General features: G+C 39.7%; 16 protein-coding genes. 6 read left to right on the plus strand and 10 right to left on the minus strand.

The features are described from left to right. Positions 1-34: 34 nt before the first annotated feature. Positions 35-379 carry a hypothetical protein gene (locus tag BCU91_RS14815; RefSeq protein WP_198590480.1) on the plus strand — a complete coding sequence of 115 codons (345 nt, stop codon included), beginning with the start codon at positions 35-37 and terminating at the stop codon, positions 377-379. Between the two features lie 128 nt (positions 380-507). Here BCU91_RS14815 and BCU91_RS14820 read toward each other — a convergent pair whose 3' ends face one another. From BCU91_RS14820 to pdsR, 3 genes are all read right to left on the minus strand, one after another. Further along, a complete protein-coding gene (locus BCU91_RS14820; RefSeq protein WP_102531793.1) occupies positions 508-1,704 on the minus strand; it encodes a cystathionine beta-lyase in 1,197 nt (398 codons plus the stop codon). Between the two features lie 80 nt (positions 1,705-1,784). Continuing rightward, positions 1,785-3,950, minus strand: a complete 2,166-nt coding sequence (pdsS, locus tag BCU91_RS14825; RefSeq protein ID WP_102520000.1) for a proteobacterial dedicated sortase system histidine kinase — start codon at positions 3,948-3,950, stop codon at positions 1,785-1,787. Then, entirely contained in the window at positions 3,950-4,642 is a 693-nt protein-coding gene (pdsR, locus tag BCU91_RS14830) for a proteobacterial dedicated sortase system response regulator (RefSeq protein WP_102439606.1), read from the minus strand. Before pdsR ends, pdsS begins: the two co-directional genes overlap by 1 nt. A gap of 218 nt (positions 4,643-4,860) precedes the next feature. On the opposite strand from pdsR, the gene pdsO reads away from it, so the two are divergent. The 3 genes from pdsO to BCU91_RS14845 all read left to right on the plus strand — a co-directional run bounded on the left by pdsO (position 4,861) and on the right by BCU91_RS14845 (position 8,675). After that, positions 4,861-5,670 carry a sortase-associated OmpA-like protein PdsO gene (gene pdsO / locus BCU91_RS14835; RefSeq protein ID WP_102531786.1) on the plus strand — a complete coding sequence of 270 codons (810 nt, stop codon included), beginning with the start codon at positions 4,861-4,863 and terminating at the stop codon, positions 5,668-5,670. 81 nt (positions 5,671-5,751) lie between these two features. Further along, on the plus strand, positions 5,752-8,064 hold the full coding sequence (locus tag BCU91_RS14840) for a marine proteobacterial sortase target protein (RefSeq protein ID WP_102531787.1): 2,313 nt from the start codon (positions 5,752-5,754) through the stop codon (positions 8,062-8,064). A 26-nt stretch (positions 8,065-8,090) separates the two neighbouring features. Then, positions 8,091-8,675, plus strand: a complete 585-nt coding sequence (locus tag BCU91_RS14845) for a class GN sortase (protein WP_102476395.1) — start codon at positions 8,091-8,093, stop codon at positions 8,673-8,675. 48 nt (positions 8,676-8,723) lie between these two features. Here the strand turns inward: BCU91_RS14845 and BCU91_RS14850 are convergent, their stop codons facing one another. From BCU91_RS14850 to BCU91_RS14860, 3 genes are all read right to left on the minus strand, one after another. Beyond that, on the minus strand, positions 8,724-9,743 hold the full coding sequence (locus BCU91_RS14850) for a GGDEF domain-containing protein (RefSeq protein ID WP_102439610.1): 1,020 nt from the start codon (positions 9,741-9,743) through the stop codon (positions 8,724-8,726). Positions 9,744-9,931: 188 nt separating this feature from the next. Next, positions 9,932-10,819 carry a hypothetical protein gene (locus tag BCU91_RS14855; RefSeq protein WP_241901034.1) on the minus strand — a complete coding sequence of 296 codons (888 nt, stop codon included), beginning with the start codon at positions 10,817-10,819 and terminating at the stop codon, positions 9,932-9,934. Positions 10,820-11,136: 317 nt separating this feature from the next. Continuing rightward, the gene (locus BCU91_RS14860) at positions 11,137-11,514 is read right to left on the minus strand and encodes a diacylglycerol kinase (RefSeq protein ID WP_102439618.1); all 378 of its coding nucleotides are present in this window, start codon (positions 11,512-11,514) and stop codon (positions 11,137-11,139) included. Between the two features lie 287 nt (positions 11,515-11,801). On the opposite strand from BCU91_RS14860, the gene BCU91_RS14865 reads away from it, so the two are divergent. Further along, positions 11,802-12,614 carry a DNA ligase gene (locus tag BCU91_RS14865; RefSeq protein WP_102531788.1) on the plus strand — a complete coding sequence of 271 codons (813 nt, stop codon included), beginning with the start codon at positions 11,802-11,804 and terminating at the stop codon, positions 12,612-12,614. 163 nt (positions 12,615-12,777) lie between these two features. Here BCU91_RS14865 and BCU91_RS14870 read toward each other — a convergent pair whose 3' ends face one another. The 4 genes from BCU91_RS14870 to BCU91_RS14885 all read right to left on the minus strand — a co-directional run bounded on the left by BCU91_RS14870 (position 12,778) and on the right by BCU91_RS14885 (position 16,893). Beyond that, positions 12,778-14,037, minus strand: a complete 1,260-nt coding sequence (locus tag BCU91_RS14870) for a tyrosine-type recombinase/integrase (protein WP_102531789.1) — start codon at positions 14,035-14,037, stop codon at positions 12,778-12,780. A gap of 144 nt (positions 14,038-14,181) precedes the next feature. After that, positions 14,182-15,564: a hypothetical protein gene (locus BCU91_RS14875; RefSeq protein ID WP_133126614.1), complete on the minus strand. Its 1,383-nt coding sequence runs from the start codon at positions 15,562-15,564 to the stop codon at positions 14,182-14,184. Between the two features lie 337 nt (positions 15,565-15,901). Next, positions 15,902-16,180 (minus strand): excisionase, encoded by a 279-nt coding sequence (locus tag BCU91_RS14880; RefSeq protein WP_157936296.1) that lies wholly within the window; start codon positions 16,178-16,180, stop codon positions 15,902-15,904. 479 nt (positions 16,181-16,659) lie between these two features. Continuing rightward, positions 16,660-16,893: a hypothetical protein gene (locus BCU91_RS14885; protein ID WP_102531792.1), complete on the minus strand. Its 234-nt coding sequence runs from the start codon at positions 16,891-16,893 to the stop codon at positions 16,660-16,662. A 789-nt stretch (positions 16,894-17,682) separates the two neighbouring features. Between BCU91_RS14885 and BCU91_RS14890 the strand changes: the two genes are divergently transcribed. Then, the gene (locus BCU91_RS14890; protein WP_241904093.1) at positions 17,683-18,579 is read left to right on the plus strand and encodes a hypothetical protein; all 897 of its coding nucleotides are present in this window, start codon (positions 17,683-17,685) and stop codon (positions 18,577-18,579) included. Positions 18,580-19,015 lie beyond the last annotated feature (436 nt).

Here is a 19,015-nt window from a genome sequence, read left to right on the forward strand (position 1 = left end):
GATAAATGGATAAAACTGGATTGATGTTCGTATTATGCACAATCAAGGTGTCCTAGCAGAGGATGATTGGCACTTAATCGCTTGGAATAATGCCTTAACTTATAGTCCAATATTTTCAGAAAATATAGTAGATAAATTTTCGCAAATTAGTAGTGAAACCTTTCTAATCATCGGCACTAGGGATAGAACAGGCCCTGGCCGAGGTTGGTTAAAAAAAGGTGTTAATAGAAAACTTGGAGATGACCAAAACCTTGGCAAACAAGCTCAGGCAATGATTAAAGGTTCAAGCCTTATTGAGTTGGAAGGTTTAGGTCACATGCCAAAATATGAAAATTATAAAGCTTTTCATGCGGCATTTACTCAAGTGATTGATGAATAGTTTACTTTGTTAATTAGGGTGACTTATCTATTTTAGCCATTCAAAACATTAAAAAGGCCGAACATATTACACTGTTCGGCCTTTTTATTATCGATTATTTGTGTTGTTGATAAGCTCTAAATCAGGGCTTAGCGCTTAGATTCAACCTCGTTATAACGCTCAAATGCTGCGGTTAAGTCGCCTATAAGATCATCGGGATCTTCAAGGCCAATATGTAGGCGAATAAGCGGCTTGCTGGTGTCCCATGTGGTGGCAGATCTAATTTTATCAATGCCAAAGACACCGAGAATTAAACTTTCATAACCACCCCAAGAAAAGCCCATTTTGAAATGACGCATGTTTTCTACAAAAGCGGTCACAGAGGCTAAGTTGCCTTGTTTGAGTACGAATGAGAATAAGCCATTACCGCCACTGAAATCTCGCTGGTAAAACTCATGGCCCGGACAAGTTTCAAACCCAGGGTGGCGCAGGTGGTCTACTTCAGGTCTGGAGGCTAACCAATTAGCGACCTTTAAGGCATTTTTGTCATGTTGGGCCATTCTGACGCCTAAGGTGCGTAAACCTCTTGCGGCAAGATAAACATCATCTGGTGAAGTAGTTTGACCCATGATGTAACTGTTTTCACGCAGTTGTTCCCAGCAGGCTTCATTAGCGGTTGCTGTGCCCATCATCACATCAGAGTGACCAACAATGTATTTAGTGGCAGCTTGAATTGAAATATCAACGCCCATCTCAAATGGACGACAATTGATAGGCGAAGCCCAAGTGTTATCGAGCATGACGACCATATCATGTTCGTGTGCGATACGACTTAAAGTGGGAACATCTTGAATTTCCATGGTGATAGAGCCTGGTGATTCAAGGAATAACACCTTGGTGTTGGGCTTAATCAGCGCTTTAATCCCTTCACCAATTAACGGATCGTAATAGGTGGTTTCAATGCCAAAGCCAGCTAACAGCTTATTACATAAATCGCGGGTGGGTTCGTAAGCATTATCAACCATTAATAAATGGTCACCACTTTTTAAAAATGACAGTAACGCGCTGCTTATTGCTCCCGCACCTGACGGATACAAGGCGGTACCTACGCCACCTTCAAGTTCACTGATGGCTTGCTGAAATGAAAAATGCGTTGGGGTGCCACGGCGACCATAAAACATTTCGCCATTGGTTTTATTTTTAATGGCAAAACGCATGTCATCCATGGTGTCAAACACTACGGTTGAGGCGCGAAACACCGGTGGGTTAATAATCCCTTTGGTGTATTTTTTGTCTCTGCCGACACTGACGATTTGCGTGGCTAATTTGTCTTGCTGATTGCTCATAGATTCATTCCCAACTGGCACAACGGATGTTATGAATTATTGTTTTAGCCATCCTAACATCTATACGGCTAAAATAAAGGTTATTTTGAGTCTGCTAAGGGGAATATCAGCACGAACTTAACCCCACTGCCATCGGCTAGATTCTCAGCCTTAATGCTGCCTTGGTGAAACTCAGTCACTAATCTTGCAATGTACAAACCTAGCCCTAGATGCGGCTTGGCTTGCACGCCTTGTGGACGTATTGACACCATAGATTCAAAGATTTGCGCTGTCATGTCTGCAGGCAATAATGGCCCTTGGTTAGCCAGTTCGATAATCGCAGTTTTAGCGGTGCGTTTAAGTGTCAGCCTAATAGGATCATCAGTACTGAACTCAATGGCGTTATTAATCAGTTTATCCATCAGCTGCGCTATGTATTCAGGTACACCGAACATGATCATTGGGCCATCATCAATGTCTAGGGTAAATTGAGTTTCAGGGTAGGTATATTGATAACCTTGCATGCAGCCGCTAATGACTTCTGTTAAAGAAAACTGGCTTTGCTCTGCATGGGATAAACTGGCTTCTAAGCGGGTTGCTTCACTTAAGTTGTTTAAGATTAAATGCAAACGGCTGACACCTTCTTGAGCGCGAGCGACGTATTTTTCACTGCCAGGCTCAAGTTGTTGCAAGCTTAAATGCTCAAGGGATGAACGCACTACGGCAACTGGGGTACGTAGTTCGTGTGACAGCCTCGATGACATGTTCTCTAAGTAGTGGGTGTATTGACCTAAACGGCCAACAATATTGGCAAAGCTGCGAGATAAATCGCCAATTTCATCACGGGTTTTAGAGGGGACAATTTGTTGTCTCACTCGGCCTTGGCTATCGATAGCTTGTTCAGATTGATCTCTGAGTTTGCGAATGCGGCTTGAAATGCTGGATGCAAAGATAAACAGCGCCAAGGTGCCCATACTCATGATGGTTAAAATCACATTAAACAGTTTTTCTAGCGCGCGGTTACGCAGGGTACGAATTCCGTGGGTGGTTTCTTCAGCAATGACGGCGCCCATAACTTTATCATCAATCCAGATAGGACTGGCCGCGGCTAATACCACCGCTTTACTGTCAGGGGTTAAGCGCCAGGTTGAGCCTTGTTTTCCATTAAGGGCTTGTTGAATATGGCTGCCACTTAACTCGGTTGAGTCTTGCAATGAATCGACAAAATCCTGCGGCGGTTTAGTGAGGATTTTATAATATAGCGGCAATAGGTAATCAGTTTTAAATTGCCCCCAAATGCTAGGCTCACGGGTGTCATCTAAGCTTGATGACCAAAGATTATTGCTGGCGCGAATGTCACCCGATTTAGCTAATACCCGACCATGATTATCAACCACCCAAATACGCGAGCTGTTATGACTCATACCTTTGATAATATTTTCAATTTCAGGTGATGGCACTAACACTGTGCCTAAATGCGCCACAGAATCGATAGCTGAGGTACCGATAATAGTATTCACTGTACGGGTTTGGCTGTCATCAACATTGTAAATGGCGAACCCGAGTTTACTGCCTAGCATATTTAGCGGCATTCTAAATTCAATGTTATAACCACTATCGGTGGCAAGCCATTGCCCTTGAATGCGAATTTCTGGTGTTACGGGCATTGATTGAGTTGGATCTTGTGGCAGCTCAAAGGCACTTAACCAACCGTCTTGAGTGTTGGCGACAATATAACGCTTAAATTGGCCATCAGGTGTTTGAGTGGCAATCACTAAATGATCGTTTTTATCTACCCGTAAGCTATTTTTACTACGATAGACCAGATGCTTATCGGCAACCTCAAAAAATCCATATAAATAGCCGGCGTATTTACCCACCATGTGACTAAAGTGAATATCAACGACTTGGTTTTCATTACGATTAAAAATCACGTGATCAGTGCCATAATTGATCACTCTATGCTGATATTGCTGCCAATCAGTCAGTTTACCATCAAGTTGAATTGGCCCCGAAAGTGGATAGGCGTATAAGTCGCGGCCTTTTTCAACCTGACTTAAAAAACTGGCTTGGTGATTAAACAGTTTCGGGCGTTCATGCAATGCGGTGGCTAAGGCTTGAGTGGTGCCCACCAAGGTTTTTTCTTGGCCGTGGCGCAGGTATTTTTCCATTTCCCACACGTATTCATAGCCAAGCCAAGGTAAGCACAGCAAAAATAGCGATAAGATAACGACTTTAGCGCGCAGCCCTATGGGAATATTAAACATTAACTGACACTGTCCCAGCGGTAACCCATGCCATACACGGTATCGATGCAATTAAAGTCTTTATCTGCGCTTAAAAACTTTTTACGAATACGTTTAACGTGGGAGGTAATGGTACTGTCATCGACAAATATTTTAGCTTCTTGCATTAAGTCTTGGCGACTTCGCACATGACCTGGATGTTTTGCCATCGCGTGCACCATCCAAAACTCTGTCACGGTCAACTCTATAGGTTGCTGCTGCCAGTACACCTGAATACGGTTGCCATCAATGGTGAGCTTGCCGTGTTCAATCAGGTTATCTTCAACGATGGCTGCGCCAATCAGTTCTGAGCGTCTAAATAAAGCGGCAATACGAGCAATTAAGTGCGGAAAGCTGACATCTTTTGATAGGTAATCATCAGCGCCTAATCTAAGGCCGCAAACGGTATCAAAGTCACTGTCTCGGGCGGTTAAAAAGATAATCGGTAAACTGCTAGACATAGATCGCAGCGACTGACATAAGGTAAAGCCGCCATCTATTTCGGTCTCAAGGCCAATATCAATAATGGCTAGGTCAGGTAAACGGGCATTAAAAGCCAACATGGCAGCAGGGCGGTTGGCATAACCCTGCACGCTATAGCCTTGTTGTTGCAGTAACTCTTTATAGTTTTCTCTAATGGCTACTTCATCTTCTACAATCGCAATTCTTTTCATATCACCATCTTTGTTTTGTCTTATATGGCTGACTATACATTATTTTTATGGCCAAAAAAGCGCTCCCTAGCAATTGCCATATTGTTGCCACATTTCATCGCTACATTGCCACTTTTACGCCCCTTAATTGCCATTTCAATGCTGTTTAATAGTTTCATCGAATGAGCAAACGCACTTCATTCAAATTTAATTATTAATCTGAAATAAAGGACAACACCATGAAAAAGCAATTAATCGCCATCGCAATCATCAGCAGTTTATCGATCGCCAACATCACTCACTTACACGCAGAAGAAATGAAACCAGCGATTGATCCAACCATTGATTCAAGTGATGTTTTAGCACAAACACCAGAAAGAGAGCACACAGAAGAGTTAGTCGGCTTGTCATCTGGGGCCATATTAGGCGCTGTGGTAGGCGGACCTGTTGGCGCCATCGTTGGCAGCTTTGTTGGGGTACTTATTGGTAAGACTGTGGGTGATGATTCTGAGATTGAAACTCAAAATGAGTTACTCGCCAAGCAACAACAGGCACTCGAGCTGCAAACTTATGAACTTACGGCGCTACATGAAAAGCAACAGTCTTTGGCGGAGGTCAATGATGAATATATACAAGTGCAGACGCAATTAGCCGATTTGCGCCATGCTCAAGAGCAAAAAATGCAAGAGCTGGCCATCGGGCTAAATGTGCAATTCAAAACCGGCTCAGCGACTATCGAGCCTCATTTTGAACAACAACTCGATGATGTTGCTTATGTGATGGCATTATCACCAGATTTGATGTTGGATTTAACCGGTTACGCTGACCGCCGCGGTGACAGTAAATTTAACCAAGCACTATCAGAGCAGCGTTTAATAGCAGTGACCAAGTATTTAGCTAATCAAGGCATAGCTGATGAACGCTTACATGCCAAAGCCTATGGCGCGACAGCGCCTTTACATGAGCAACAAAATTTTGAAAACGACTTTTTTGATCGCCGCGTGACTTTAAAAATTATCCCTGTGGGTGAAGCTTTAGCCGCTAATTAATATGACGAAAATTCAGTGTAAACCTTGGACTGGTGAGAATGCTGGTTTTGAGGTTTACGCTAATTTCATGGAGAGAAAACAATGAATATTAGTGTTAATCGTCATAGGGTGCATTACCTTTGCTCGAGCTTAATTTTACTGGGTTTAGTGATTTTGAATGTGCTATTTCCAGTATATGCAATGCCAACAAGTAAAGCAGATGGGCGCTCTGCTGAGATAACCCAGGGTGTGCTTGAATATATACAAGAGGGTGAAATCCACTATAGCTTGCCTTTATCCACCGATGTGTCAATGAAAGTATCTGGCTGGGTTAATCGCGTTAAGGTTAAGCAAACCTTTACCAATAACACCCAAGGCTTTATAAACGGTAAGTATCATTTTCCGTTATCCCACAATGGAGCGGTGGATCAAATGCGGTTAGTCATTGGCGAGCGTATTATTGAAGGCGAAGTACAACCAAAATTACAAGCCAAAGCCACCTTTGAAAAAGCCAAAGCTGCAGGTAAACGTGCCAGTTTAGTGAGTCAGCAAAGGGTGAATATTTTTACCACAGAAGTGGCGAATTTAGCCCCTAACGAGACTTTAACTGTTGAGATAAGTTATCAAGAAAAACTTAATTATAAAGAGGGTCAGTTTAGTTTACGGTTTCCAATGACCATTACGCCGCGTTATTCGCCAACAGCTTTATCAGAGCAAGTTTTAGTCGGTAATAGTGCTAGCAGTCAGAGTTCTAGTGAAAGTCCTAGTCGGCAACAGCGCCATAACCATTTGGGCATATTTGATTCTATTGCTGAAATGCTACCTGAGATGCTAACCGGCTTTAATTTGAATAACTTTGCAGAAGGGGCTGTAACTGATGATGCCTCTTCGGATTCTGCTGGTAATATCATGGTTAATATTAATGTCGAATTAAATACAGGTTTTGAACTTGGTGCGGTAACCAGTCCGTATCACAAAATTAAAGCAGCGCCAGTGGTAGGCAAGCAACAATGGATGGTAGAACTTGATCGCGCTGTGGTCGCCAATCAAGATTTTGTATTGAATTGGAAGCCTGTTGATGCAGCTAAATCGCATGCTGCAAATCATGCTGAAGTTGCGTTGCCGCTGCCATCAATGTTCATTCAACAAGGATTAACTCATCAATCAGCTGAACTTAGGTCAGCTAAAAATAGTATCAACAATCAAGATTATTACGGCTTAGTGATGTTAACGCCGCCACAAGTTAAAACGTATAACGGGGTCACTCCTCGGGAGTTAATCTTGGTTATTGATACCTCTGGCTCTATGGAAGGGGACTCTATAGTGCAGGCCAAACAGGCTTTACTGTCTGCGCTTGCAGGTTTAAGAACGAAAGATAAGTTTAATATTATTGGATTTAATCATCAGTTAACAAAACTATCTGCATCATCTTTGAAAGTTAACAGCCGTAATATTGCTAAAGCCAATCAATTTGTCCAAGGATTACAAGCCAATGGCGGCACTGAAATTAGCATGGCGCTTTCTGCCTCTTTGCTAATTCAAGATCAAAGCAATCAAATCGGGAGTGAAAATGCGCTACGTCAGGTGATATTTATTACAGACGGCGCGGTGGCTAACGAGCAAGGTTTATTTAAGCAAATAGAAGCCGACTTAGGTCAAAGTCGATTATTCACTGTCGGGATAGGCTCGGCCCCGAATACGCACTTTATGGAGCGCGCAGCCATGTTTGGCCGTGGCATTTACACCTACATTGGTAAAACGGCTGAGGTAAAACAAAAAATCGAAGGGTTACTGCAAAAGATTGAGCAACCAGTGGCAACAGATGTAAAAGTCACTTATCAAGACGGCACAATTCCTGATCATTGGCCTGCAAGAATCCCTGATTTATATACTGATGAACCAATCTTAGTCAGCTTTAAATCTCCGGCATACAATCAGCAAGATATTGTTATATCAGGCGAGACTCAGGGCGAATATTGGCAACTACAGATACCTAATCCACACCAGACTCGTCATTTAGATAATTCAGACATTGAGGCCCCAGGGTTAGATCTTATCTGGGCTAATGCGCAAATCAATGCCATTGAAGCCACCCAAACTAGGGCGAACAGTGAAAGAATAAAACAGCAAGTTAAAGCATTAGGAATGAAGTATCACCTGGTGACCTCACAAACAAGTCTAGTGGCGGTCGATAAAACCCCAGTTAATTTTACCCCTGAATTTAACGCTGATTATCAAGTTAAGCCACATTTACCAAAGGGATTACAAAAAGCAGGTGTCTTACCGCAAACAGCAACATCGAGCCGTTTGAATATACTCATTGGATTAAGCTTTTTATTGATTGCGCTTTTGCATGGACTTTGGCTTAAGCAGTGTCTTCCTGGTCAGCGGTTAACCATACCTAAGCATAAATAAGGAGCGCTGCGTTGATAAGTTTAAAAATGCTCATCCCTGGTTGTTTAGCCGTCTTAGGAGTCAGTTTTTTATCACATGGAGCCTATATGCAAGTTAAAGCGAATTTTGCGCAATATTTAATTGAGCAAGCATGGAATAAAACCTTGCAAGACCAAACACCCCATAAGCCTTGGAGCTGGGCTGATACGCATCCAGTTGGCAAGTTAATGCTTTATGCAGATAAAGAAACAGATGTTTATCCTGTAGGGGATCCTATGTTTGTGCTAGCGGGGGCTTCGGGCCGAAATTTGGCGTTTGGCCCAAGCTTGATGCTTAAAGGTGCAGGGGTTGGAGAGGTTGGTAATACAATCATTGCTGGCCACAGAGACACCCATTTTTCACACTTAAAAAATGTTAAAAAAGGCGACATCGTAGAATTAGAAACCGCAATTGGGCAAATACAAAGTTACTTAATAACCGGCATCGATATAGTACATGAAACGCAAACAGAGATACTCGATATGACGGCGGATAATCAGCTAACATTGATAACCTGTTACCCGTTTGAAGACTTGTCTGCAAGCAGTGATTACCGTTACGTGGTAACGGCAAAACAAGTAAATCACAGTTAGTTGTTTTAATTGGACGGTTTAATTTAACTCGCTACTTAATCGCTTTAACTATATAGGCATGACTCTATTACGCCCTAATCTTTTTGCTTGATATAACAACTGGTCAGCAGCCTCAATTAGCTGACTAGTTGTTTGATTTTCTTGCCACTGCACCACACCAAATGACGCATTGACATTATCAATTCGAGTGTCACTGCGCCTGTCTTTGACCCTGAGTTTTTCAATGGAGCGTCTCATGGCTTCGGCTAATTGTCTGGCGATCCTTAATTGGCTATTTGGGACGATAATGGCAAACTCTTCACCGCCAAAACGGTATAACTTTACCCCTTCTCGACAAGATTCCTGTAGCCGTTTGGCTACCACTCTAAGTACTAAGTCCCCAAGCTGGTGGCCATAAGTATCATTAAATAGTTTAAAGTTATCAATGTCAGCCATAATCAAGCAGCAGCCTTGGGGCGATTGTGCAATAACCGCATTAATATCGTCATTAAAGGCGCGACGATTTAACGTTTCGGTGAGTGCATCATACAAAACATCTTTTTCTGTTTTAGCCAGCTTTTGTTTTAAAATATTAATCTCGGACTGCGCTTTATTGAGTTGTTCAGTAAAACTCTTGCTACTTGATTGAATACGCGAAGATTCTTTAACCATACTGCGCACCACAGTGACCAATTGTTCCAGTGAAAAATCTTGGTTTTCAAACTCAGTTAATTTACGGACATTTTTTTGTATTTGAGATTGAAAAGTACGGGTGTCATGATGGGTATCTTTGATTGATTGAGATAACTCGCACACCATAGCATCAAGATTTTGACGCATAGTTCTGACATCTAACTCAACAGGATCGGCGATATGTTCTCGATACAGTAACTCACTTGAAACGGGTGAATATTGTTGATTTAGCTTAATATTTTCATCAAGTGCCAGATTTAGCTTAGGATTGGTTTCGCTAACATAGGCATACCAAAGTGCATAATTGGTTGGTGTTGTTGGAATGCTGTGTTTTAGCATTAAAGGTACGGCTTTTTTTAGATGAAGCGCGGCCGTTTTCAATAAGTCGTTAGACATTCAATCCCTCAACAAAATAGGTAATAAAGCGAATGAACCAATTAGGTTTATCAATGAAATATAACAATTAATTAATGTGATAGATATTTTGTTAGTAAGTTTTTTGATAAACAGGCAAACCTTAAATAAAGTTTGCCCGTTTATTGATTGAAGATAAGATATTTTGCCGTGATTAAAAATGTAGTTGTTTAAAAGCGGTAGGACACTGCAAACATAGGGCCGGTGAAACCATAGTTTATGTTGTAATCTAGGGTACGATATTCTTCATCTAAAATACTTCTAGATTGTTCAATATCAACATCGACATCATAATAGTTATACGCCAGTGCTAATTGCCAGTTATCGCTAATTTTCGCCTGCACGCCAGCCCTGATGTCGACTAACGAACCTTTAAAATTATCATATTTGATCGCAAAATATTGAACATGGGCGCCAAATGTCCAACCAGGATAAAATTCATAGTTACCATATAAGCCGATATTAGGCAGAGGCGCAGTGATTGCGTTATCAACAACTTTTGGAGTAAAGGTCGTCGTATCACACAAACTATTGGGGTCACTGTGACCTTCACATAAACTAATATTGCCTTCGAAAATGGTTTCAACAAACATGGTGTGAATACCAATCGATGCGCCGACAAAATATTGTTCACCTTGCCAAATATCATAACCATAACCTAAACGGAGAATATCGATATTTAACGTGGTGGAAATAGTGGCACTACCATCAATAAGGTAATTCTGATCATTATCGCCAAATTCAGGGATTTCAATATCAAACCCCAGTTGTGGGGTTTCAGCATCTCGATGTAGAGATTTCCAATCAAGGTAAATATTATGACGGTCTTTGAAGTGATAGCGGAATTCGAAAAAAGGTAGAAATTGATCTTCTGTTAAAAGTAAGTCGTCTTCAAAATCAAGCAAATAGTAATTACCTGTATCTCTGGCACTTTTAACTAACATGGTGGAATCTGTATTGGCATAAAAAGCCCCGAGAGTAAATTTATACTCGTCAGCAGACACACTGTTAGATATACATAGGGCTGTCAATAGACCGATAGGGACTCGCTTTAACATTATTTCTCCGCACTCTATGGGGCTCATTTGGGGTAATAAATGAGGGTCGTGCATTATTATTTTTTTAGTTTTACTAGGCTAATATCTTAGCGCTGAAATATATTAGCATTATGTAAGCAAATGTGAAGTTTTTGTTGCTAAAGCGGTGGTTTTTTTGATCTAGTACAGGTTAACAAGCGTATTGGGCTAAAAACAAACGAAAGTCGCATTAAACCAGCTTGTTTAATGCGCATTTATAACCATACCTGATAATAACTACATCGTAGAGGGGCGCAGAATTGCTGTGGCTGATTGACAAGATTAAAAAGTAAAAGAGACTAATTCAGCACATAGGCATTAATCAAAATACATGCCCAAGTGATCCCACATAGGGCTAGGCTCATAAATACTGCTGCAGAGGCAGTATCTTTGGCTTGGCCACTTAAGGGATGAATTTCATCACTAATGCGATCCACTACAGCTTCAATTGCAGAGTTAACTAATTCGGTGATCAGAACAATAAATAAAGTCATGATTAACAGCAACTTTTCAATAAGGCTGACATCGACCATAATAGCCACTGGCAGTAAAATCCCCGCTAAAATCAGTTCTTGTCTGAATGCTGCTTCGTTAACCCATGCACTTTTAAGCCCTTTAAATGAAAAACCTGTCGCACGTAAGACACGTTTTAATCCATGATTGTTTTCAGGTTTCATATTGGCTGACTTAGTCCCTAAATGGTTTGGTGGATGATGGTCCAATTGATGACAAAAGTAGCCAAACATTGGCTAACTTATGGCAGTTTATTGATCATGCACTAAAATTGCTAATCAATTTGTTTAATTATTAGTTTACTTTTACGGCAACAGGATGTTGTTCCAAATACCAGCAAGGATGCAGCTATGTCTATTTTTTTTCAAAAACTATTGCTACGCCAGTGTCAGCTCTGTCGTTGATAGTATTTATATTGGCTGATTTTATAAGGCGTAATATATCAATCATCATGACAGTATTGAGTCTCTTTGCGCCCCCCATATTGTTTGCTGCAGATAAGCCAGCAATCCAACTTGCTACCAAAATCACTGAAGGAATTGATATTAATCAATATTATGTCAGTGAAAAGTTAGATGGTGTACGTGGTTATTGGACTGGGGACAAAATGCTTTCACGTTCAGGTCGAGAGTTCATTTTACCGCAATGGTTCGTGGCAGATTTTCCCAAGCAGGTTTTAGAAGGGGAGTTATGGCTAGGAAGAGCAAGCTTTGAAGCCATGTCAGGGCTTGCACGAAAAAATATCCCAGACAGTGAAATGTGGCGGCAAGTGAAGTTTATGCTGTTTGACTTACCTGAACATGGGGGCATGTTTCGTGACAGATACATAGCACTGCAACAGCTGGCCAAGCAGTCTAAATATCTGCAAGTCATACCCCAAGAAACGATAACCTCTGACACCATGCTGTATAAAAAACTGGATTTAGTCGTGAGTGCCCAAGGTGAAGGGCTAATGCTTCATCGCAAGCAAGCTTTTTATAAAGTAGGTCGCAGCCAAGATATTATGAAATTAAAACCCAAATATGATGCTGAAGCCATTGTTATTAAGCATATTGAAGGCAAGGGGAAATATACCGGTATGCTAGGGGCAATAGTTGTCAGCATGCCCGATGGGCTTGAGTTTAAAGTCGGTAGCGGCTTTAGCGATGAACAAAGGCGTAAGCCGCCCCAAATAGGCGCAACGATAACTTATCAGTACTTAGGTCTAACCAAAAATGGTGTGCCACGATTCGCTCATTTTTTAAGAGAAAGACCTAAAATGTGATAGACATAAAAACAATTTTTAATACGCTGAAAAAGGAACTTATGTGAATACAATTAACTCGGTACTATTCGTATGCCTAGGTAACATCTGCCATGAAATAAAATTAATTTAAAAACAACTGCTTACGCTGATATTGAATGCCTTCCCCAAAAATTCCCAAAAACTAAATTTTTAATTCTTGCCAGTCACTTCCCCTTAAATCATTGTATCTGTCAGTCATTCCTTGGTCGCTATGACCGCACAACACTTTAGTGTCGATACCTTGCTCCCTATATAGACGTTCAGATAGTGAGCGAATTTCATGGAACGTGGCAGGTGTGCCTTGCCAGTTTATATTGGCACTTATGCGTGCGCGTTGAAATGATCTAGATACCGTATCTGGGTGAAGTGGGGAGCCTAGTTTAGATGTTGTGCGTTGAATATGATGGTGCAACACAAAGTCTGATTCTAGTCCAATATCTGCCATAGTAATTGCTTGACCTATGCTTATATTTATTTTTTTTAAAGTTAAATCAGTAGGTATTTTTATCATTTTCCCTGTCTTAATCTGAAAAACGAATAGCATATTATCTTCTAAGTATGAGTAAGGGGCATGTTCAACCAGGCTTGCAAAGGAACCCATGCTATTATTTATATCAATGAAATAATTCGGATTATTTTTATAGGCTATCATCTTCTCGTCAAAATCAACTCCTTTAGATCTTCTTAATAAACAAAGATCTGTGCGTCTTTGCCCTGTGGTCAGTGCAAGAAGATAAGCTACTTTATGAGGTAAGTAATTTTGATGAGTTACAATATTTTCAAATTGAGTGAGTGATAGTCTGGATTTTTTTATCTTAACGGTTGGATTTTTCACTATTTTAGCTGGATTGGATGATGAAACAATTTCACCTGCACCAGCGGCTTCTCGAAATAAGTCGGAATAGACACTTCTAATTGACTGTGCCATTCGATTTTTACCTTCTGAAACGTAGGTATCAAGAAATGTTTTAATTGTTTTTGCGGATATGCAGTCTAGTCGAAGGTCACCATGAACCTTGCTAATTACGTTAAGAATATTTTTGCGACTTCTCCATGTGTTTGGTTTTAGGTTTCCATTTTTAATTTTACCAAACTGAATTTTGACGTAAATTTCAATCCATTGATTCAATTTTAACGTCTTGGACGCAAGTGATGGAGACTCATAGATATCTAGAATTTTGTTATCAACTATTTGCGGGTATATCAGCGAATTAAGTCTTCTAGCCGTATTTATAGCTTCGTTAACATTACTTCCAAGTGACCGAAATTGAGTGATTTTTCCAAACTCTTTAAGGTCATGACGGGGATCTTTATATTGGCAACTAAAACCTGTTTTCGATCTATTATCTTTCTTAATATAAAGGTTATCGACACCATGCTGATTTAAATTGTTTCTGCTCATAAGTACAAATTCATAAAGAAATATTAACTATCATTTTGACAATAAATATGTTAAAAATCATGAATATGTTATGGCTTCGCAAGAAGATATTCTTGAAGGTTGTTACTTAAAACTTTTATGTCCAGCCAGTAAAAATAGCCATTTTTACTGTGACGACTGGAGTTTATTTGTGAGCTTTTGGTAGTCTAAGTCTCTTGGATTCATGTATACATCTCTTGCTGTATTAGATTTTTTACTATGCCCGCCGATGTCTTCAGCTTTCTCTACTTTGGGTGATAAATCGACAAGTTCATTGACTGTAGAGTGATCTTTCTTTGATGCTGTTATAGAACTATTTTTAGCTTTTTCCTCTTTTTCTTCTGCATCATTCTCTCTCATAGCTAAACTTCTAACTTCATAGAGTGTTGGGTGTGAGCCTTTAAGCCATGCAGTCTTAATTCGTTTAATATGTTTAGTAAACATTCTACTCAGTGTTACATGTTTAATAGAAGCACCTCGTTTTAATGCTCCATGATTTTTAATTTGATGAATCAAAAATACTGATTCTGTAACGGTGCAGAACCTTTTTATTTCAACAATGAGTTGTCCTAAAGTTTTGTTTAAAGTTTTATTGAATTGATGAAATGGAATTTTGACTATGCTTGATGTTTTTTGACATAAACCAACTAAACATTGATCTTCTTCGTCTAAGTAGCCATGAGGAATAAGATTATTATCTTTTAAATAATCTCTTTGTTTTCCATTACTTCTCATGAATTCAGCAGCTTTAAAATCCCAATCTTTACTTTTTTGATTTTCAATTAAAACAAGATCTTGCGGGCGCAACGCTGTGATGAGTCCCAGTTGGATTGTTAAGGCGTTCGGTTTACTTTCTTTGTCTATTTCAGGTAGAACAGTTGATAATACTTCTGAACTGAGTCGGCTTCTCGTAGTTATGTGCTTTGGCACGAATGTAGCTTCAATCACGGCTGAAGTTACCTCTAATAATCCATTCCGCTTACCAAATTTAAGTAATAGGTTGTACATTGTTCGAAGTTTTTTTGCTGTATTTAATTGATCTTTGTCAATGTACTCGTTTAAGTGAGTTTGGATGTTTGATGTGTTTAAATACTCAATAGGAAGTGGGCCCCATTTTAAGTGTATTTTTTTTAATAAGCACTTATGTTGTTTTCGTGTATTTTTACTGTTAGTTGATTCTTCAGTATAAGAAATCATTTTTACAGCCAGTTCGTCAATAAAATCAACTTTATCTGGCGAGACAATAATATAAGAAGGTTTTGTAAATCCGGAATTTTTTGCAAAAATTAAATGTTCATCTTCCTCTTTTATTTCAGATCTACTATTTGATTCTGCAGCTAATACAGCTTTGTGTAATTCAATCATCTCCAGATATTTTGTTATTGCTTCTACTCTATTAGATCCTAGCGAGATGGTTTTCTTCTCATATTTTGGGAAGCTCTTGAAATTATGGAATAAATTTACACCTTCGTAATATTCACCATGAATCAAATTTTTATTCTTTTTCATATAAAGACCTATGGGAAGGTAAGAATTTTCTGGTTTGCGGTTACATCCCATTCAAGGATAGCCTTTTTGCTATATTATTAGTTTTAATTTTCTGGCTTAGAAATCACTAACAATGTCTTTAAGTAGGCTCATATTTTGTCCTAAGCTATTTGCTTATCAAAAAAAAGATTATGCTTGCTTTTTAGCTTCTGCAGATAACTTCATGTTTAAGTGGTTGTATAAAATGGTATTTATTGGTCTGTTTTTTGTATATTTAATTAAATCAGCCAGTGTTTGCATTTAAAAAATTACTGGCTGAATTTTAATTTGTCCAAGTCAAGGGGGGGGAATAGCGGGACTAAATGTTAGACATATAATCTTTTGCTTTTTGTATAATCTTGTCTGAAGTCTGGGAAGGGGAGTCTATAGATTGAGTTTGGCGCTTTAATTGCTTTGTCTCTTCTTTCTTAATTGGTTCTACATAGGTTGTGTTTTCAGTGACATAATATCTACCTCCTTCCAACATAGCTTGTGGATATAAACGATTTTCACGAACCCACCTAGTCACTCGTTTACTTGAATAAGCCCCCGTGTAATTGTGTTCCCACCATTCTTTGAGTGTCATTTTTTTCATCATAAATCTCAATGTTGTATCTAAAGTACTCAACATTATTCACGAATCAATTTTAATCTTTAAATAGTGGGTTATGCCTTGTTTTAAATTAATTAGCTTAAGGTTCGTTCATTAAAGTGCTTAGTGATTTAATCATTGTTTTTATTGCCTTTTCTATTTGATGATATTCTTCGTATGATGATGATACAGCCAACAATCAGTAAAACTAGCGGTACGATAAACTCCATCGCATGACTCCTTATTTTTAGATAAATTTAAAGAATATGTATTGGCACTTAGTCCAACAGCTTGCTGGGCTGACTTGTGTATCGTATTTTTTGTCATAAGCATATAAACCCAATTGAAATTTCAAATGCATAACGACTATGGGTACAAGGTAGATGCCGTTATTGAGTGTGAAATACAGATAGGTGCAAATGATTGAGACGAGCAACATGAAAATATAGGGTGTTAGCTTCGCTAATAATTGTTCTGACATATGATTAAAATCCACTGTCAAAATCATTGTCGAAACTAGAGTCACAACTGCTATCAAAACTACTCTCGAAACTACTTTCAAAACTAGAGTCACAAGATGAGAACGAGTCATCAAAACTGAGGCTCGTTGTCGTTTCGGTTACGCCGTATGGGTTACCATTAATATCTACTTGTGAGCCTGAAATCATTGGCGTACCGTCGATATTCGTAATGGGTTGAGCCGAGTTTAATTTAGTCATGAGTTATCCTTTTTCATCGATTATAATTTTTGTTCTCTATACAAGTTAATGAAAAAATGCTAAAAAGCAAACTTGTTTGACTGCAACGCTCAGCAACAAAAAGTTTGTTAAATCCTGCTTGTTTCCTTTTCTATTATTTTCACTTTTTCGCACAAAAAAATTAATTACTCCTCATTACTCATACGCTTTTATTCGATAGAATTCGCTGTTAAACAGCAAAACTCGGCACGATTTTTTGCGACAAAACGGCTTGTGATAACAAGCTTTCAAAGCGCGTATTTGGGCGTTGACGAAGTCATCGTTCAAAGGAGCACGCGCATGTACAGCTGGTCTGTACTAACCGTATTTTAGTTTTGCCCTAGCAAAATTTAGGCGTTAATTTGGGACAAATTAATGGCTAAACCTTAAGTCTTTTCGTAAGAAAAGCTAAGCGGCGTATGAGGGGATAAATGTGGCACACATCCCTCTATCGACAGCGGCAGAAATGCGGTTAGTACAGAGCGTAGCTCGGTGCATGCGCGGCTTATGTCTTGAAGTGCTAGAACGGAGTTCGTAAGCCAGCGATGATGACGAGTCATCAGAGTGGGCGGGCGCTTCATGGCATATGAGTGAATTGCGCAGCAAGTTGCTTATAAGGCAAAGCCTGGCTTGGTAGCGATGCTCATCGCTATTTTCATCCGGACAGGGATAAATCAGCTTCACGGCATGAATCACGAGACATGTGGTGATAATTTGCAGTCCCTGGCACTACCTATTGATATCAATAATTCAAAGAATACGGATATCACTATGCACACACATCAAGCGTTACAGAATGCGATTAACGTAAGCGTTTATGAGGCAGGCGATAAGGCTGAAAAGTTTCAGCCTTATCTGTTTATTCCTATGCGTTATTTCTGCGGCGCTAACAATAATCAAACGGGCAAAGCTCGAAGGGAACTCACCATCAAAATAGTGGCCAGGTTTGGGGTGACGTCACCGACGATTATTGCCTGGCTTTACGGTATTTCTCAACGCCAGGCACTAGAGCATCTAAACAAGCTCATGAAGGAGAAATTACTGAATCTGGTAATCACTCATCGGTCTGTAGATAATCGCGTCTATGTACTCGATTATGCGGGGGCAAAATACGCTGAAGAATTACTGTCAGTGGCAGTGTATTTTCGCTCTGGTGACAACCCATCATTAAGAGTCAATCTGAATACCGTGATGCACGACTTGATGATGCAGTATATCCAGATGCGAGGCGTGCATAACAAGAGTAAGAATGGTGAGGATAATGTGTTTTGGCACACTATGGTGACAGAGCCAGAGTTTAAAAGGCTGTTTAAGTCTCATGATGTGAGAAACGTCGATGGCATTGTGCTGGAAGTGTCTGGCAGCATTACAGCGATTGAAATGGAGCATTCATTTAAGACCAAGGCGGCAAGGCAAACCATTCTCTTAAAATGGCTTTACGGCCTCAATAATGGCTATTACGACAAGATAATGCTGTTCTCTCAATCTTTGCAGATATTTAGTGATATTAAGCGACTGCATAACCAACTATTCGAAGAGATGGTGACTCGAGTAGATAAAAAGACCCGTAAAACTCTTTTAACATCACAAGACGTCACGCTATTACAAAGCAAAATCATATATCGAACCGTATTATGCGGTGAATTAGAAAGCGTTTTTTATCAATAGATTTTAACTGCTACAAAAACGAGAAAGACACCCTAAGGGTGTCTTTCAAGGTAAAGCCTTTCAGGCATTACGAGAGGAGTGAGGTAGATTCAACACATTGGAGGAATCACCAGAGATAAATTTTATCCATAAAAAGAACTCCGTTTCACTGCAGCCGAGGCATCCATGTTTCCCTCCGCAATAATAAGTAAGCCTGAAGCTAGAGAAATTAAGCTAGTTAAGTAGGATAAGAGTAGAAAAACTTCAACTAATCACCTGATGACAAGTAATAGATAATAGAAAAAAGTACGCACAACAGGCAAATAGTGGCCCAAATTAAACCTAGATCAATATGCTCCATGCAACCTCTTAACAATCCTTGTTAATCGTCTCGAAAGTATAGTCTGGAATGTTGATTAAGGTAAATTATGAAAACAGTAACTCGTTTATGCCCCGA

Source organism: Shewanella sp. 10N.286.52.B9 (assembly GCF_002873635.1).
In the GTDB taxonomy this organism is placed as follows: Bacteria; Pseudomonadota; Gammaproteobacteria; order Enterobacterales; family Shewanellaceae; genus Shewanella.

Coding starts and splice junctions, on each gene's coding strand:
- BCU91_RS14885 (WP_102531792.1), bottom strand. CDS start 16,893: ATGACTAAATTAAACTCGGCTCAACCCATTACGAATATCGACGGTACG.
- BCU91_RS14820 (WP_102531793.1), bottom strand. CDS start 1,704: ATGAGCAATCAGCAAGACAAATTAGCCACGCAAATCGTCAGTGTCGGC.
- pdsO (WP_102531786.1), top strand. CDS start 4,861: ATGAAAAAGCAATTAATCGCCATCGCAATCATCAGCAGTTTATCGATC.
- BCU91_RS14875 (WP_133126614.1), bottom strand. CDS start 15,564: ATGAAAAAGAATAAAAATTTGATTCATGGTGAATATTACGAAGGTGTA.
- BCU91_RS14845 (WP_102476395.1), top strand. CDS start 8,091: ATGCTCATCCCTGGTTGTTTAGCCGTCTTAGGAGTCAGTTTTTTATCA.
- BCU91_RS14855 (WP_241901034.1), bottom strand. CDS start 10,819: ATGTTAAAGCGAGTCCCTATCGGTCTATTGACAGCCCTATGTATATCT.
- BCU91_RS14890 (WP_241904093.1), top strand. CDS start 17,683: ATGCACACACATCAAGCGTTACAGAATGCGATTAACGTAAGCGTTTAT.
- BCU91_RS14870 (WP_102531789.1), bottom strand. CDS start 14,037: ATGAGCAGAAACAATTTAAATCAGCATGGTGTCGATAACCTTTATATT.
- pdsS (WP_102520000.1), bottom strand. CDS start 3,950: ATGTTTAATATTCCCATAGGGCTGCGCGCTAAAGTCGTTATCTTATCG.
- BCU91_RS14865 (WP_102531788.1), top strand. CDS start 11,802: ATGACAGTATTGAGTCTCTTTGCGCCCCCCATATTGTTTGCTGCAGAT.
- BCU91_RS14880 (WP_157936296.1), bottom strand. CDS start 16,180: ATGATGAAAAAAATGACACTCAAAGAATGGTGGGAACACAATTACACG.
- BCU91_RS14860 (WP_102439618.1), bottom strand. CDS start 11,514: ATGAAACCTGAAAACAATCATGGATTAAAACGTGTCTTACGTGCGACA.
- pdsR (WP_102439606.1), bottom strand. CDS start 4,642: ATGAAAAGAATTGCGATTGTAGAAGATGAAGTAGCCATTAGAGAAAAC.
- BCU91_RS14840 (WP_102531787.1), top strand. CDS start 5,752: ATGAATATTAGTGTTAATCGTCATAGGGTGCATTACCTTTGCTCGAGC.
- BCU91_RS14850 (WP_102439610.1), bottom strand. CDS start 9,743: ATGTCTAACGACTTATTGAAAACGGCCGCGCTTCATCTAAAAAAAGCC.
- BCU91_RS14815 (WP_198590480.1), top strand. CDS start 35: ATGCACAATCAAGGTGTCCTAGCAGAGGATGATTGGCACTTAATCGCT.